Origin of the sequence: Comamonas denitrificans (assembly GCF_042654745.1) — a bacterium.
Lineage (GTDB): Bacteria > Pseudomonadota > Gammaproteobacteria > Burkholderiales > Burkholderiaceae_C > Comamonas > Comamonas denitrificans.
The window spans coordinates 1-13,072 of the sequence record NZ_JBHSEY010000002.1 but is presented as its reverse complement, the minus strand read 5'-3'; the positions used below and the strand labels follow the sequence as shown (position 1 = coordinate 13,072).

The 13,072-nt window shown below is 48.7% G+C and carries 27 protein-coding genes; 2 read left to right on the top strand and 25 right to left on the bottom strand.

Translation table 11 applies throughout. The features are described from left to right. The first annotated feature begins 290 nt into the window (after positions 1–290). Positions 291–998 (top strand): diaminopimelate epimerase, encoded by a 708-nt coding sequence (gene dapF / locus ACFO24_RS00985; protein WP_377736412.1) that lies wholly within the window; start codon positions 291–293, stop codon positions 996–998. Between the two features lie 110 nt (positions 999–1,108). On the opposite strand, the gene ACFO24_RS00980 is transcribed toward dapF, so the two are convergent. The 24 genes from ACFO24_RS00980 to ACFO24_RS00865 form a co-directional block, all read right to left on the bottom strand. Beyond that, positions 1,109–1,444, bottom strand: a complete 336-nt coding sequence (locus ACFO24_RS00980; protein ID WP_377736306.1) for a 5-carboxymethyl-2-hydroxymuconate Delta-isomerase — start codon at positions 1,442–1,444, stop codon at positions 1,109–1,111. An 11-nt stretch (positions 1,445–1,455) separates the two neighbouring features. Then, positions 1,456–1,971 (bottom strand): ankyrin repeat domain-containing protein, encoded by a 516-nt coding sequence (locus tag ACFO24_RS00975; RefSeq protein ID WP_377736303.1) that lies wholly within the window; start codon positions 1,969–1,971, stop codon positions 1,456–1,458. 20 nt (positions 1,972–1,991) lie between these two features. After that, positions 1,992–2,909, bottom strand: a complete 918-nt coding sequence (locus tag ACFO24_RS00970; RefSeq protein ID WP_377736301.1) for a hypothetical protein — start codon at positions 2,907–2,909, stop codon at positions 1,992–1,994. Between the two features lie 85 nt (positions 2,910–2,994). After that, a complete protein-coding gene (locus ACFO24_RS00965; protein WP_377736299.1) occupies positions 2,995–3,474 on the bottom strand; it encodes a hypothetical protein in 480 nt (159 codons plus the stop codon). A gap of 964 nt (positions 3,475–4,438) precedes the next feature. Beyond that, the gene (locus tag ACFO24_RS00960; protein ID WP_377736411.1) at positions 4,439–4,558 is read right to left on the bottom strand and encodes a DUF1010 domain-containing protein; all 120 of its coding nucleotides are present in this window, start codon (positions 4,556–4,558) and stop codon (positions 4,439–4,441) included. Between the two features lie 15 nt (positions 4,559–4,573). Further along, positions 4,574–5,290: a hypothetical protein gene (locus ACFO24_RS00955; protein ID WP_377736296.1), complete on the bottom strand. Its 717-nt coding sequence runs from the start codon at positions 5,288–5,290 to the stop codon at positions 4,574–4,576. A gap of 87 nt (positions 5,291–5,377) precedes the next feature. Continuing rightward, positions 5,378–5,746, bottom strand: a complete 369-nt coding sequence (locus ACFO24_RS00950) for a NirD/YgiW/YdeI family stress tolerance protein (protein WP_377736293.1) — start codon at positions 5,744–5,746, stop codon at positions 5,378–5,380. A 96-nt stretch (positions 5,747–5,842) separates the two neighbouring features. Further along, complete coding sequence (locus ACFO24_RS00945; RefSeq protein ID WP_377736291.1) at positions 5,843–6,514, bottom strand: hypothetical protein; 672 nt, start codon at positions 6,512–6,514, stop codon at positions 5,843–5,845. Next, positions 6,492–6,890, bottom strand: a complete 399-nt coding sequence (locus ACFO24_RS00940; protein ID WP_377736288.1) for a hypothetical protein — start codon at positions 6,888–6,890, stop codon at positions 6,492–6,494. Before ACFO24_RS00940 ends, ACFO24_RS00945 begins: the two co-directional genes overlap by 23 nt. Positions 6,891–6,968: 78 nt before the next feature. Continuing rightward, positions 6,969–7,316, bottom strand: a complete 348-nt coding sequence (locus ACFO24_RS00935; protein WP_377736286.1) for a hypothetical protein — start codon at positions 7,314–7,316, stop codon at positions 6,969–6,971. A gap of 47 nt (positions 7,317–7,363) precedes the next feature. Next, positions 7,364–7,639 carry a DUF1010 domain-containing protein gene (locus ACFO24_RS00930; RefSeq protein WP_377736284.1) on the bottom strand — a complete coding sequence of 92 codons (276 nt, stop codon included), beginning with the start codon at positions 7,637–7,639 and terminating at the stop codon, positions 7,364–7,366. Between the two features lie 149 nt (positions 7,640–7,788). Then, the gene (locus ACFO24_RS00925; protein WP_377736282.1) at positions 7,789–8,019 is read right to left on the bottom strand and encodes a LapA family protein; all 231 of its coding nucleotides are present in this window, start codon (positions 8,017–8,019) and stop codon (positions 7,789–7,791) included. Next, positions 8,020–8,301, bottom strand: a complete 282-nt coding sequence (locus tag ACFO24_RS00920; RefSeq protein WP_377736279.1) for a DUF1010 domain-containing protein — start codon at positions 8,299–8,301, stop codon at positions 8,020–8,022. A 16-nt stretch (positions 8,302–8,317) separates the two neighbouring features. Continuing rightward, entirely contained in the window at positions 8,318–8,617 is a 300-nt protein-coding gene (locus ACFO24_RS00915; RefSeq protein WP_377736276.1) for a DUF1010 domain-containing protein, read from the bottom strand. A gap of 19 nt (positions 8,618–8,636) precedes the next feature. Then, on the bottom strand, positions 8,637–8,927 hold the full coding sequence (locus ACFO24_RS00910; protein ID WP_377736274.1) for a DUF1010 domain-containing protein: 291 nt from the start codon (positions 8,925–8,927) through the stop codon (positions 8,637–8,639). 117 nt (positions 8,928–9,044) lie between these two features. Next, positions 9,045–9,779 (bottom strand): sulfite exporter TauE/SafE family protein, encoded by a 735-nt coding sequence (locus ACFO24_RS00905; RefSeq protein ID WP_377736271.1) that lies wholly within the window; start codon positions 9,777–9,779, stop codon positions 9,045–9,047. Positions 9,780–9,810: 31 nt separating this feature from the next. Next, positions 9,811–10,110, bottom strand: a complete 300-nt coding sequence (locus ACFO24_RS00900) for a DUF1010 domain-containing protein (RefSeq protein WP_377736268.1) — start codon at positions 10,108–10,110, stop codon at positions 9,811–9,813. A gap of 19 nt (positions 10,111–10,129) precedes the next feature. After that, positions 10,130–10,375 (bottom strand): DUF1010 domain-containing protein, encoded by a 246-nt coding sequence (locus ACFO24_RS00895; protein ID WP_377736266.1) that lies wholly within the window; start codon positions 10,373–10,375, stop codon positions 10,130–10,132. A gap of 20 nt (positions 10,376–10,395) precedes the next feature. After that, positions 10,396–10,593, bottom strand: a complete 198-nt coding sequence (locus tag ACFO24_RS00890) for a DUF1010 domain-containing protein (RefSeq protein ID WP_377736263.1) — start codon at positions 10,591–10,593, stop codon at positions 10,396–10,398. 135 nt (positions 10,594–10,728) lie between these two features. Continuing rightward, positions 10,729–11,025 carry a helix-hairpin-helix domain-containing protein gene (locus tag ACFO24_RS00885; RefSeq protein ID WP_377736261.1) on the bottom strand — a complete coding sequence of 99 codons (297 nt, stop codon included), beginning with the start codon at positions 11,023–11,025 and terminating at the stop codon, positions 10,729–10,731. Beyond that, complete coding sequence (locus ACFO24_RS00880) at positions 10,994–11,245, bottom strand: DUF1010 domain-containing protein (protein WP_377736258.1); 252 nt, start codon at positions 11,243–11,245, stop codon at positions 10,994–10,996. Before ACFO24_RS00880 ends, ACFO24_RS00885 begins: the two co-directional genes overlap by 32 nt. 177 nt (positions 11,246–11,422) lie before the next feature. Further along, a complete protein-coding gene (locus ACFO24_RS00875; protein ID WP_377736256.1) occupies positions 11,423–11,671 on the bottom strand; it encodes a hypothetical protein in 249 nt (82 codons plus the stop codon). 72 nt (positions 11,672–11,743) lie between these two features. Further along, positions 11,744–12,217 (bottom strand): PDDEXK family nuclease, encoded by a 474-nt coding sequence (locus ACFO24_RS00870; RefSeq protein ID WP_377736254.1) that lies wholly within the window; start codon positions 12,215–12,217, stop codon positions 11,744–11,746. Beyond that, positions 12,190–12,465: a DUF1010 domain-containing protein gene (locus ACFO24_RS00865; protein ID WP_377736410.1), complete on the bottom strand. Its 276-nt coding sequence runs from the start codon at positions 12,463–12,465 to the stop codon at positions 12,190–12,192. Before ACFO24_RS00865 ends, ACFO24_RS00870 begins: the two co-directional genes overlap by 28 nt. A 136-nt stretch (positions 12,466–12,601) precedes the next feature. Here ACFO24_RS00865 and ACFO24_RS00860 point away from each other — a divergent pair, with 136 nt between their 5' ends. Continuing rightward, positions 12,602–13,000 (top strand): C2H2-type zinc finger protein, encoded by a 399-nt coding sequence (locus tag ACFO24_RS00860; RefSeq protein ID WP_377736252.1) that lies wholly within the window; start codon positions 12,602–12,604, stop codon positions 12,998–13,000. 5 nt (positions 13,001–13,005) lie between these two features. Here the strand turns inward: ACFO24_RS00860 and ACFO24_RS00855 are convergent. Then, positions 13,006–13,072 (bottom strand): DUF1010 domain-containing protein (locus tag ACFO24_RS00855; RefSeq protein ID WP_377736406.1); only part of this gene is annotated, 67 nt, incomplete at its 5' end.

Sequence of the window (13,072 nt, the reverse complement as noted above, 5' to 3'; positions counted from 1 at the left end):
GCTATAAAAATTATTAAATTGGCCAAGAACTTCAATGGCAATGCACGCTGCCAGCTTTTCTGTCCATATGACAGCACTTACCGGGAGGAGACGACTTTCTACATCCACCGCCATGAGCCCAAGCCGAATTAGATGAAATGACGAAAACCATAGCGGCAAGAAAAATTTTCATTTTTTATTAAAGACTAACGTCAAGCTCAGCCGAGCCGGTTGAGCGAGAGCGAAACCGGCTTCGGCTGGAGCACCATGTTAGGCGATATTAAACGTGGTCTGTCCCTGTTTTTCGCCGCATCTTCAACGCCGACGGCTCCGAAGTGGAGCAATGCGGCAACGGCGCGCGCTGCTTTGCCCGCTTTGTGCTCGACCAAGGCCTGACCGAAAAACACAGCATCCGCGTGCAAACGCGCGCAGGCACCATCGTGCTGCGCATCACCGACAGCGGCGACGTCGAAGTCAACATGGGCGTGCCGCGCCTGCTGCCTGAGCAGATCCCCTTTGTTGCCGAGCAAGCCGCCCTCAGCCACACCGTCGCCGTGCAAGCAGGCAGCGACGAGACCGTGCAACTGTCCGTGGTCAACATGGGCAACCCCCACGCCGTGCTGCGCGTGGACGACGTGGACAGCGCCCCTGTGCCACGCCTGGGCCCCATCCTCGAACACCACCCACGCTTTCCGGCGCGCGTCAACGTGGGCTTTGTGCAAGTGCTCTCGCCCAGCCATATCCGCCTGCGCGTACACGAACGCGGCGCGGGCGAAACCCTGGCCTGCGGCACCGGCGCCTGCGCCGCCGCCGTAGCCGGGCAACGCATGGGCTGGCTGGGCCAGGACGTTACCGTCGATCTGCCCGGCGGGCGCCTGCACATCCGCTGGGCCGGAGAAGGCCAGCCCGTCTTCATGCAAGGCCCCGCCGTGCATGTGTACGACGGCCTGTGGCTCTGGCCCGATCAGCCCAGGAAAAAATCGCACACCGCCGCTGCCCACACCGGGGTACGCAGCTGAGCAGCAACGCCATAAATCAACCAAAAAAATAGCTGCCAGCGCTTATCCAGCAAGCGTGAGCAGCTATTTTTTTTAGAACTTACCCCAAGCGCAGACAGCCAGGGCGACAGCTACGCCAAATGTTTTTGGTAACTCTGGCGCTCCATATCCACCACCTCGACGGTGATGGAAATGTCTTGATGGCCCAAGCCCGAGAGCTTGTGCACGATGGCCTGCGACAAGCTGTGTTTTTGCACCTCGGTTCTGCCCGCCAGAATTTTGGCGACCACATGCACAAAAGATGCTTTGCCATCGCCCAGTTTGAAATTTTGATAGGCAATGGCACGGACTTTGATATCCGCACCATCGGGCAGGAATAACTGGCTGTGAAGCGCACCGTCAAAAACGGCATGAATTAAGCCATCTGGAGAGATATTGGGGGAGTGCTCGATGATGCAGTGGGGCATATTATCAGTGCCTATTTTGCACCATTTGATATAAGTAGCTTAATTATTAAATTATCACCACGCTCTCTAGCTATTTCCAACGGCGTTTTTCCCTCCGGGTTTATCTGATTTACATCAACGCCTTCTTTTAAAAGCTGGTTTACCAATGACCAATTGCCTTCGTAAACTGCATCATGAATTGACTTCACTTGTATTTTTTGAGAAGCCAAATCGAATGAAATTTCCGGAAGCTCTTTGCTACAGTGCTTGCATATTTTCGCCTCTGATTTCACGATCTCTGCGCAAAATGGACACTTCCTCATCTCTCCAGAATTAATGGCTTTCTCCTCAATTGCATTTGTATTTTTTGCCACTACTAAAGATAATATAAAACCAAACGGACCTATTAAAAATCCTATTAAAAACCACAAAAAGATACTCCTACCTTTATTTGCAGCAGAAATTGCAGACCCAACCCCAAAAATAATTCCAGAAATAGCTATATAAATCATTAGCTCTGAGAATGAATAGACTGATGTAACATCCATTAATAATATCCTTTAAAAAATTAATTAAAATTATTAGCGCTATTGCTGACATAACATTTACTGAGATTGGCTAAAATCCTATTCTTCTTTATAAGACTCAAACGGATGTCATCCCATTCAAGCAATAATGGAAATTTCTCAATCGTTTCATCAACTGACTCCTTCGGAACTGAACTAATAACATTTAAACCCACAAGCTTTTCTCCATTGCTAGATTCATATTCATTTATAGCCTCTGAAATTTTATGCCTGGAATATTCAGAAGCCGGCGCAACCAAATTTCTAATTTCACAATGTATTTTACTAATTAAACCCACATAAACCCTTGCGGCATAAAGTAGATCGACTTTTTCTGGCATTTCCTTTAAAACTTCCCTCTTAAAAGCCTTGTCACCATCAACCTCTGTTTTATGGGTAAATAGTCGGGTCTTAAATTCCAGCTCAGCATCTTCTTCCTGGGAAGTCCACTTACTATCTAACGAAGTTGAATGGACAGCTAAGCCTCGGTGTTGAACGTAGTTTCTCAACGCTTCCATAAATCGATATTCAAAAAACTTATCGTACTCATCCGAAAAAAATGATTTCACATTACTTCCAATATCCGAACGATCCGGAAAACATGAATTTACATGCTGCTGTATTTGATCAATGTACAGTTTTGTAGAAGTTAAAAGATTTACTACTCTTCTATTGAAGGCCAACCTGATTTCAAAAAAATCGGAATAATCTTTTGATCTTCGAACCATAGAATCTGATGTAACATTCAGGCACTCTTTTTCTAGATCCAAATAGTTGGAAATAAGCAATTCGTACTTCTCTTCAATAGCTAAAGCAGCAGACAAACAAAGTCTAGCTTGCTTGAGAGTATTGAATCTAACTTCGTCAATAATGAGCTCTGGATAAGAACCGATCGCCCATACGCGAATCGTATATTTCATGATTGCTAATTTCTCACATTAAGCTCATAACGGTTGATGTGAGGGCATTGCTTAGCGACGCCCATCTCGATGGAATTTTTAACCATCAGTTCCACTTTAGCCAGGCCACTATGCCTGCGACGATGACTCCCCCAGCAATACTTACTACCCACGGGTTGTTGAGCAATCGAATGTGAAGATGGGAATTTGGAAACCTGGGCGGAGGCTCATGGATGAATTTTGAGGTTACGTCCGTGCCTATTCGAGCAAGATCGTCTTTGCTAAAGCCAAGACCACCGATGAAGACAACGCTTCTTGACTGCCTGTTATATTTTTCAAATGTCTCTCTTGAATTTTTTCGATACTCGTTCAGCACATCTTCACTTCTTTCATCCGTAGCAGTAATGACGAACTTGCGGATATTTTCAAAAGGAATGACTTCGTTTGCGCAAAGAATATTATTTCCTTCTTTGAACGGTTTAATGAAAGAAGCTTTTAGTCCAGCTTCATCCAAATCGCTGAAGACACACCGTTGATCCTCTGGTGCTGACTCGATAGACAAGAAGACGTGAAAGTATGGAGGCATGAATTCCTGATGGCTAACGTTTGAGGTAACCGGCCACCGTAGCGCGGAGGGAGCCGGCAAGCGCAGCTGGTAGGCGGTCCAGTTGACCGAGGGGGTGGGCCTTGGCGCTCTGGCTTACCTACGGAAATTATTGAGCAGGTCATGGTGGACACTTGTCATGTTGACAAGCTTTCCTGAGTTTGCTGCCATGAACTTTCCGGCGTAATCACGCGAGGCAAAGAAGAAGCTATGCAAAGTGCCATGCCAACCAAGATAGGTTACAGCAGCACCGGGCGACGCACAGTTCGGGCCACAACTAGACTTTGCTTGATTGGATTGAATTACCCAGCCAGCAATGGATAGGCCAACTACAAGGAGACTCCACCAGCCAACAAAGAACATGAGCAAAAACGCCGCGATTAAGCCAACTACGAGAATGTGGACTGTCGAATTATGGCTTGCTATATGGTCCGCACAGTGAGCACAATATGGAAACGACCAGCTATTTGTGTATTGGGTACTACCTCGCTGCTTCGACGCTTGGGCGGCAAGTTCGACGGAGGGAGCATCTCCGCAACAAGCGCAACAGCGCGGAATGGATATGAATTTTGCGGATACATCGACTTTCATGACGTTTCGAATAGGCTATTGGAGAAATAGGTAGTGCCAAAACAATGCGAGGCAAAGCCGTAGTGGTGACCAGAAACCCGCCCGCATTATGCGGATCAGCTTGATTGATATTTTAGATCAGCGATTAATAGTTAGATTTAATAAAAATTTTAAAACTCTCTTTCAAGAGATTTTTGATAGCAAACAAAATCATACGATCGTTGAGATCGTTCATAACGATCTTAATATACCTGCATCTGTTCGGGAATATACCCATAGGGTGTCTTTTTTGCGCAAACTTGAACAATAATGATTAAAAAACAAGTCCGTTAAAAAAATTCTTCATCTAACCCTCAAAGAACCTAACGCCCAGAATTCAGCTAACGTCGAATGCGGTAGACTGCGATGAAAATTCAGACCCAAATGCCGAGATAGGCAACCCTAGCTTGACGACGGGCGCAAGCCATAAAAAAGCAGTATCACCGAGGTGCTGCAGTAGTGCAAAGGTTATTTATCTTTCGCAAACAAGAGGGTCGTAATCTATGTTGTATATACTTTTACATTTTTCGCTTGCTGGGTTAATTTTCATAACAGAATTTGTATCAATCTTTTCTTCTTTTGTATTGTTTTTCGACGGTACGATTTCTGCAAACGCATCTCTTGTTTTGCCTTCTGCGTATTCAAAAATCTTTAAAATTGCCTCGTTTGGCGGGAGATGAGTATTTAACAATTTCGAATCTAATCGCAGGTTATACTTTTTTACTATCCCCATTAATCCAGATTGTTCTGGGTTTAATATTTTACCCACCAAAATTCCACCATCTATCGAATCATGAATGCTAGCGTGCCATACTGTTCCCGCATCGTTATACGCAACTATTGCCTCTTCTAGGGAGCGTATCATATAAGGCATATCACCATTAACTTCTAGCTTTAGCGATCCAAGTTTCATTGCGGGTTTTATTATTGCTTCCAAATATGCGTTGTAAGATACTCCTGTTTTAATAATTTGCTGTAATTCAGCAAACTCTTTTTTTATCGAATCTATTGCAATTTTCTTCCCGTCAATGGCTGTTGTTTTTTGTGCGGATGCTTGGTAAGCCTCTTTAAAGCAAGCGAGTCGATTGTCTTGATTATCAATTTTATTGCATGCTTCCAAAAGAATGTTGGATTGTGATGCAACAGAGAAACTCAGAAATATCAATCCAATAAATATGTATTTATTCATGATAAAAAGGCGAAAAATTAGACCAAATATTAAGGTAAGCGGTTGTGCGTTAGCCCAGTCCACTTGATTGCTTTGTTATGAATTTATTTAATTTGGCGATACACTAATGACATTAACATCAATTTCAGGAGATTCTAAAAATTCTTTCTCAACTTCACCGATGATTTCAACTCTGGTTTTCTCATCTAAAGTCAACCCACGAAAATCTTCCGCATCAATTTCTACACGAATTTCGCCAGTGTCATCAGAAAACAAATACTTTTCAACCCCTACTTGTTTTAATAAATAACCACGCAAAACAACGCGCTGGTCGTCGATTGGATTTTTGAGAATTTCTGAAACAGACTCTAATGATTTTTGTGCAGATGGCCCAACATATTGAGCCTGAGTAGCAGTCGTTGCCCCCAAAGAAAATAGGATTGAAAAAACTATAGCGATGAACTTATTGCTAGACAATGTTTATCCTTTTGGAAAATTTTTTAACTTTATAACTAACAATTTCTGCTGCTGCCGTAGGTGGTCAGCTGCGACGAAGTTAGAAATATCAGACCTTTATTGTGTGAATATATACTTTTCTCTGATGCCCTCTATGGTTTGGTTACAGATTTTTTGGCTAATTAAGGTTAGAGATGGAACCAAAATGCAGACACCGATAGAATGACGGAAGCTTGTAGATTTTATTTCATCAAAATATTGAATTTCGCCATCTCCGAGTTTCACTGTGTATCTAAATTGAAATTTTGAAGACGGGCCTGAATCCATGGTTGATCCAATTGCTGCACCAAGAAGGCCAATAGCCAAAGCACCGCCTGCCGAGTAGTTGTTGCCCCTTAATCCTCTATCGAGATATGCTGCACTCGCAACTGCACCACCAAGAGCGGCACCTGCGTTCGTGCCGGGATTTGATTGGTCTGCACCTTGGACGTCAGTTATAACCCCAAAAGAGTCTGGAGATAGTATCTTTATATCGTAGTCTGTAGTAATGGAAATTTTTTCTGCCTCACTGAGTTTTTCCCATATGGATTTCGTAATTAATGCGGACTTTTTTATTTGAGATACTGTTGTATCTTTTGCTTCACTCGCTGATTTTGATGGCGCAACTAAATATCCAACTTCTTCTACTCGTTGGGTTTGTCGTGGTATTTCTGGTGCGGATGTCGCACACCCCGCAAGAAATATAACGACGCATAGCGCAGAAAAATTACTTAATGTACTTGATTGCACGACCCTTACCCTCCAGGCTGCCCCAACTCATAAGAGATATGCCGCCGTCGCCGTAGCGAATCAAAATTACTGCATCAGCCCCCAATTCAGATGCTTCTTTTTGCAATTTTTCATTTACCATTTCGCGTGTTGGATTTGGGTGGAAAATTGTAGTTTTATTTACCGTGACAGTAATATCACCAAGTGATTTGTACGGACGATCAACTACATCTTGATCTGTTAAATAAATTTGTGAAGGGGCTTTCTTGGAAATAGCACTTTGACTGCTTTCTTGGGCGCTCACATCTTTGTTGTTAATACTGCTCGTCGACCAAGTGGCGCAACCACTTAGAGATCCGGCGATAACTAGTGCAAAAAATATCTTCTGAATTTTCATTGCTTCTCCATGGTGGTTGAAAATTTCTAACGAATAAGCTAAGCCGACCGCCGAAGGCGGGTCGGCTTGAGCGCCGGGTTAGAGACCTGCATTTGCTTTTTCTATATGAGCAAGAAAGGCGGTCAGTCTTTGCATCCCTATCTTTCCGGCTGAAAAGTCTGATTGCCCGATCTCAGATATTTTCTTTGCGAGTGCTCTGGCATCCTCTTCATGCCCTTCTCTTTTTAGACCAGAGTAATAGAGTGTTGCAATGAACATACAAGCTTCTTCTTCTGTAAATTTTGCATTCCAAGCCTCATCGATCATGCCGAGATACTTGATAAGGCCTGGGAACTTTGGATTGTCTCTCGTTGCAATTTTGTAAATTGAATTTAGCTTTTCATCAACACTGCCGTTGTACTTTTTTCGATTCCTAAAACCAAACATTTATGCTCCAAAAATTAAATTGCAATTAATCTTCTAACGCCCTGAGTTCAGCCGCCGCCGTAGGCGGTCGGCTGCGACGAACAGTTAGACCCAGACGCCAAAACGGGAAACCCCAACTTGACGACGGGCGCGAACTGCGAAAACGCACTGCGCCACGGAGGCGACGCAACGCTTGCAAAATGATAGCTGATAGCGCTTACTGCACGAGCGCTGGAGGCCAAAAAGGCTTGAAACTGGCGCTGCACCCAAAGGCGAAGCCCGGCACACGGCAAAAAACCCAGCGGATAACCGCTTGAGAAACTAAATGCCGGTGAATAAAGCATGGCCTGGATAAAGCGGGGTTCAGCGGGACTAACGCCTGAGTTAAGCCGACTTGCGTAGTGGAGCCGGCAACATGGCAAGCTTAATCTGCCATGTTGCCGGCGTAACGAAGCAAGTTCGGCTTGAACGAATTGTTAGGCTATGCCTGCATCTACTGATTTGGTTGCGGCTTGGTTGCGCCGCGAACCAATGATCGAATGAAAGCAATGAGCATGCCACCTGTCAGCATGCCTAAGAAGTAGGTGCCGAAGGTCAACAGCGATAAAGGCAACGTCGCTGAAAAAGAAAGGAGGGAAACCGTCGCACTGCCGCTATTTTGGACCATGAATGTGACGACGACGAGTGTCATGAGGATGACGATTGCAAGATACAGATAGCGCATTTAGCTCTCCTTGAAGATTACGTACTGTTGGATGCAAAGCCTAACAGCCAAGGTAAGCGGCGGCGAAGCCGTCCGCTTGACCGCAGAGTTAGACCCGAAGGCCAAAAGGGAGCGCCCAGCCTTGAAGACGTGCGCAGCCCATGAAAAAGCGCTGCGCCACGGAAGCGGCGCAGCGCTGCAAGAAGGATAGCTGGTGGCGCTTGCTGCACAAGCGCTGGGGGCCCAAAAGGCTTGAAAGCCTTTGGAACAGGGCGGAGCGCTGGAACAGGTGGCTGCGCGCATAAAGCGGGTGATGGGACTAACGGCCAAGGTAAGCGGCCCGCCTTTGGCGGGTCCGCTTGACCGCAGAGTTAGACCCGAAGGCCAAAAGGGAACGCCCAGCCTTGAAGACGGGCGCAGCCCACGAAAAACCGCTGGGCCACGGAAGCGGCGCAACGCTGCAAGAATGATAGCTGGCAGCGCTTGCTGAACAAGGGCTAGAGGCCAAAAAGGCTTGAAACTTGCGCGGCGAATGCAGGCGAAGCCCGGCGCAGCGCCGAAACCCCAAAGGAGAAACCTGTGAGAAAGGCGAACCGCTGGAGTAAATGCTGGCCTGCATAAAGCGGAATATGAAGGGACTAACGGGCGAGGTAAGCCGACCGCAGAATGCGGGTCGGCTTGACCGAAATGTTAGAGCCAGAAGCCAAAACGGGTAGCCATGACTTGGCGACGGGCGCGAACTGTGAAAAAGCGCTGCGCGACCGAAGCAGCACAGCGCTTGCAAAAATATAGCTGCTTGCGCTTGCTACGCAAGGGCTGTAAGCCAAAAAGGCTGGAAAACGACGCAATGCCAGCAGGCGAAGCCCAGACAAACGACAAACCCAGCGCTGCACAACGCTTGAGAAATTGAATGCCGTTTGAATAAGCATGGGTGAAATAAATTGGTTTTCTTCGGTGCTAACGCCCGCGGTAAGCTGCGCCGAAGCGAAGCGTAGGGAACAAAAAGGCGAAGCCTTTTTGCGTCAGCTTGACCAAACAGTTAGGCCTCACGGCGCTAGGACGAGCTTGCCGCCAGCGATTATGAGCACTGCCGCCAGTAGGCGCTTGATGAAGTTTGCTGGCACCTTGCTGCTTCCGAGGAAGGCGCCAAGAATGCCACCTAAGCCAGCCGCAGCCAGCGGATACCAGATGAACTCAGGGATTAGTTTAGTGCTGGAGAAGTTGCCAAGTAAGCCGGCTATCGAATTGACTAGAATGAACAGCGCAGAGACTGCTGCTGCCGGTTTAGGCGCGGCCCATCCCATGAATAGAAGCAGCGGTGTCAAGAAGATTCCGCCACCAGTGCCAGTCAGGCCCGACAGCAATCCTATTGCGGCGCCAGCGACCATTGCCGGCAGCAGGGTGGGCGGATGGACCGGGTTCTCTGCAGACGACTGCCACAGAAAGCGAAACGCTGAATAGATGAGCACGACCCCGAGGACGACCTTGAACATATGGGTCGGGAGAGTGAGGTAGCCTCCGAGAAATGCCGCTGGAACGGCCAAGATCGCAAACGGCCAGAACAGGCGCCAAGAGAAGTGCCCGGCCCGAGCGAACTGAACGGTAGCTATTGATGCAACCAAGATGTTCAAAGCAAGCGCGGTCGGTTTTATGACAGTTGGCGCCATGGATAGCAGCGACATCACCGCGATGTACCCGCTTGCACCTGCGTGGCCCACAGAGGAATAGAGCACTGCAACTACGAAAACGCCAGCGGAAAGAATGATGAGGTCGGGCTGCACTATGAGGTTCGCGGTGAGTGGTTTGTGGGGCCTAACGGCCAAGGTAAGCGGCTGGCTGAAAGCCAGTCCGCTTGAGCGCAGAGTTAGACCCGAAGGCCAAAAAGGGGCGCCCTGACTTGAAGACGGGCACAACCCACGCAAAAGCGCTGGGCCACGGAAGCGGCGCAGCGCTGCAAGAAAGATAGCAGGTGGCGCTGGATAAACGGGCGCCAGAGGCCAAAAAGGCTTGAAACTTGCGCAGTGCAGACAGGCGAAGCCAGGCGCAGCGCCAAAACCCCAAAGGAGAAACCTTTGAGATTGGCGAAGCGCTGGAATAAATGCTGGCCTGCATAAAGCGGAATATGAAGGGACTAACGGCCAAGATAAGCGGCTGGCTGAAAGCCAGTCCGCTTGAGCGCAGAGTTAGACCCGAAGGCCAGAAGGGAGCGCCCAAACTTAAAGACGGGTGCGGCCCATGAAAAAGCGCTGGGCCACGGAAGCGGCGCAGCGCTGCAAGAAGGATAGCTGGTGGCGCTTGGCTGGCAAGCGCTGGAGGCCAAAAAGGCTTGGAAGCCTTTGGAACAGAGCGAAGCGCTGGAATAAATAGCGGCCTGCATAAAGCGGGAATATGAAGGGACTAACGGGCGAGGTAAGCCGACCGCAGAATGCGGGTCGGCTTGACCGAAATGTTAGAGCCAGAAGCCAAAACCGATAACTTGGATTTGGCGACGGGCGCGAACCGCGAAAAAGCACGGCGCCACCGAGGCGGCACAGCACTACGAAAAAAATAGCTGCTTGCGCTTGCTGCACAAGGGCCAGAGGCCAAAAAGACCACAAACTAGCGTAACGCCAGCAGGCGAAGCCCAGAGAAACGACAAACCAAGCGCTGCACAACGCTTGAGAAATTGAATGCCGTTTGAATAAGCATGGGCAAAATAAATTGGTTTTCAGTGGTGCTAACGCCCTGAGTTCAGCCGCCGCCGTAGGCGGTCGGCTGCGACGAAATGTTAGACATTTGCGCCTGATGGGATTGTGCGAGAGCAATGGCAGACTGAATGGCTGCGCGAGCTTGCGGACTATTTTTCCAACATGTTGAGCCAACAATTGAAGATGCTTTTGAAACAATATCAAGAACATTGGCTTTGCTCAAATGCGATAAAGATTCATACCCCATTTGTTCAAGACGAGCCACAACTGTAGGGCCAACGCCTTTGACAGCAAGAAGGGCTTTTCTTTCAGATGGCAAGAATGGCATTGCAAGCTCCAAAAATATCTAACGAACGAAAGTAAGCCGCCCGCCGAAGGCGGGTCGGCTTGACTGCACAGTTAGACCCAGAAGCCAGCACGGGAAACCCCAGCTTGACGACGGGCGCAAACTGCGAAAAAGCACGGCGCCACGGAGGCGGCGCAATGCTTGCAAAATGATAGCTGGTAGCGCTTGCTGCACAAGGGCTAGAGGCCAAAAACGCTTGAAACTGGCGCAGCACCCCAAGGCGAAGCCCGGCACACGGCAAAAACCCAGCGGATAAATGCTTGAGAAGGTGAATGCCGGTGAATAAAACATGGGCCTGAATAAAGCGGGTTTCTAAGCGGCTAACGCCTGATTTCAGCCGCCGCCGCAGGCGGTCGGCTGCAATTTTGGGTTAGACGGATGTGCCTTCAGTTTATTTGCATAATCGCGCATGCAAGACTATACGGTTTTTTGGAATAAATAATTCCATTTTTTCAATTTCTGCCAAGTGATCGTCAAATCGCATCTTAGAAATAAAAGATTTTCCGTCAGGACTGATCAGTTTTTGTACTTCACCGACGTCCATTTTTTGCTCGCTGACTGAGCTGTCAGAATCTTTGAAGCGGACCTGAATTGTTATGTTCCCTGTGTTGCTGAACAACGCTAAGTATTCTGGCACCATTAATATTTCCTGCTGAAAAATTTACATTCGACTTTAGCTGCACGCCGTAGGCGTGTATGCATGAAGGAATAGCTACCCGTCGATTTGAACGGCGAAATTTTTGATTGTTGATTCGAAGGAATACGGAGACAGGGCAGCCATATTCCGCTTGGACACATTTAGACCCCACTCAGGCTTGCTGGTCTGACCTTGAGCATCGTACTTTCGATCTACGAAGATCGCATTCGGAGTAAGCCACGCAACAGACGGGATAAGGAACAGTTTTGGCTCCTGTCCATCGGCAAAGAGGCACAACGCCAAGTACGTGTGCGGCCTCAGGGGAAACTTCGTTTTCTGCATGAAAACGTACCCCATGGAGCGCAGTGATTTCACTTGAACTTCAATAAAAGGCCCACTCTCCCGCCGTGCCACAAAGTCGATGCCGCGATCATCTACCTCTGTGGAGTAGACCTGAAACCCGTGCATTGTTAGTTCCATCTTCACGAAGTATTCAGCGTATGCGCCGATTTGTTGCGTATTCAGGCTATTCCATTGATGGCGTGGCATAAGCGGTTTCTTAAGACTAACGAACGAAAGTAAGCCGCCCGCCGAAGGCGGGTCGGCTTGACTGCCCGGTTAGCCACAGAAGCCAAAATGGGAAGCCCCAGATTGACGACGGGCGCAAACCGGGAAAAAGCACTGCGCCACGGAGGCGGCGCACTGCTGGCAAAAAAGCTGAGAACTGGCGCAGCACCAAAAGGCGCAGCCCGGCAAGAAACCCAAAACCCAACGAATAAACGCTTGAGAAGGTAAATGCCGGTGAATAAAACATGGGGCTAAATAAAGCGGGTTTTGCGCAGGCTAACCAATAAGTTAACCGGCGCCGTAGGCGTCCGAGTTGAACTGGCGGTTAGACCATGTTGAACGAAGAGGAAACCCATGAGAACGGCAATGAGACCGCGCTACTACTGCGACCACTGCAACAAGGGCAACGGCAGCCCCAGCGCCATGCGCCGACATGAGCGCGGCTGCACCGCGAACCCTCAGCGCATTTGCGGTATGTGCTCGATGCTGGCCCGCGAAGGCGGCCCGGAGCCTGCGCCGCCGCTTCCGATACTGTTGGATACGCTGGACGCCGAAGGCTTTAAGGCCATGTGCGAACTGGCGAACAACTGCCCGGCGTGCATCTTGTCCGCGCTGCGAACCAAGAACTTCAAGGGCGATGCTGAGACGCCGGGCGGCGTGCTTGGCCCCGAGGATGGACGAGAGTCGTGGAGCTATACGAAAGCAAAAGCCGACTGGTGGGCAGACTGGAATAGCGCCCAGGCTGAGCGTGAGTACCCATATTGATGGGCCTAACGGGCGAGGTAAGCCAACCGCAGAATGCGGGTCGGCTTGACCGAAATGTTAGAGCCAGAAGCC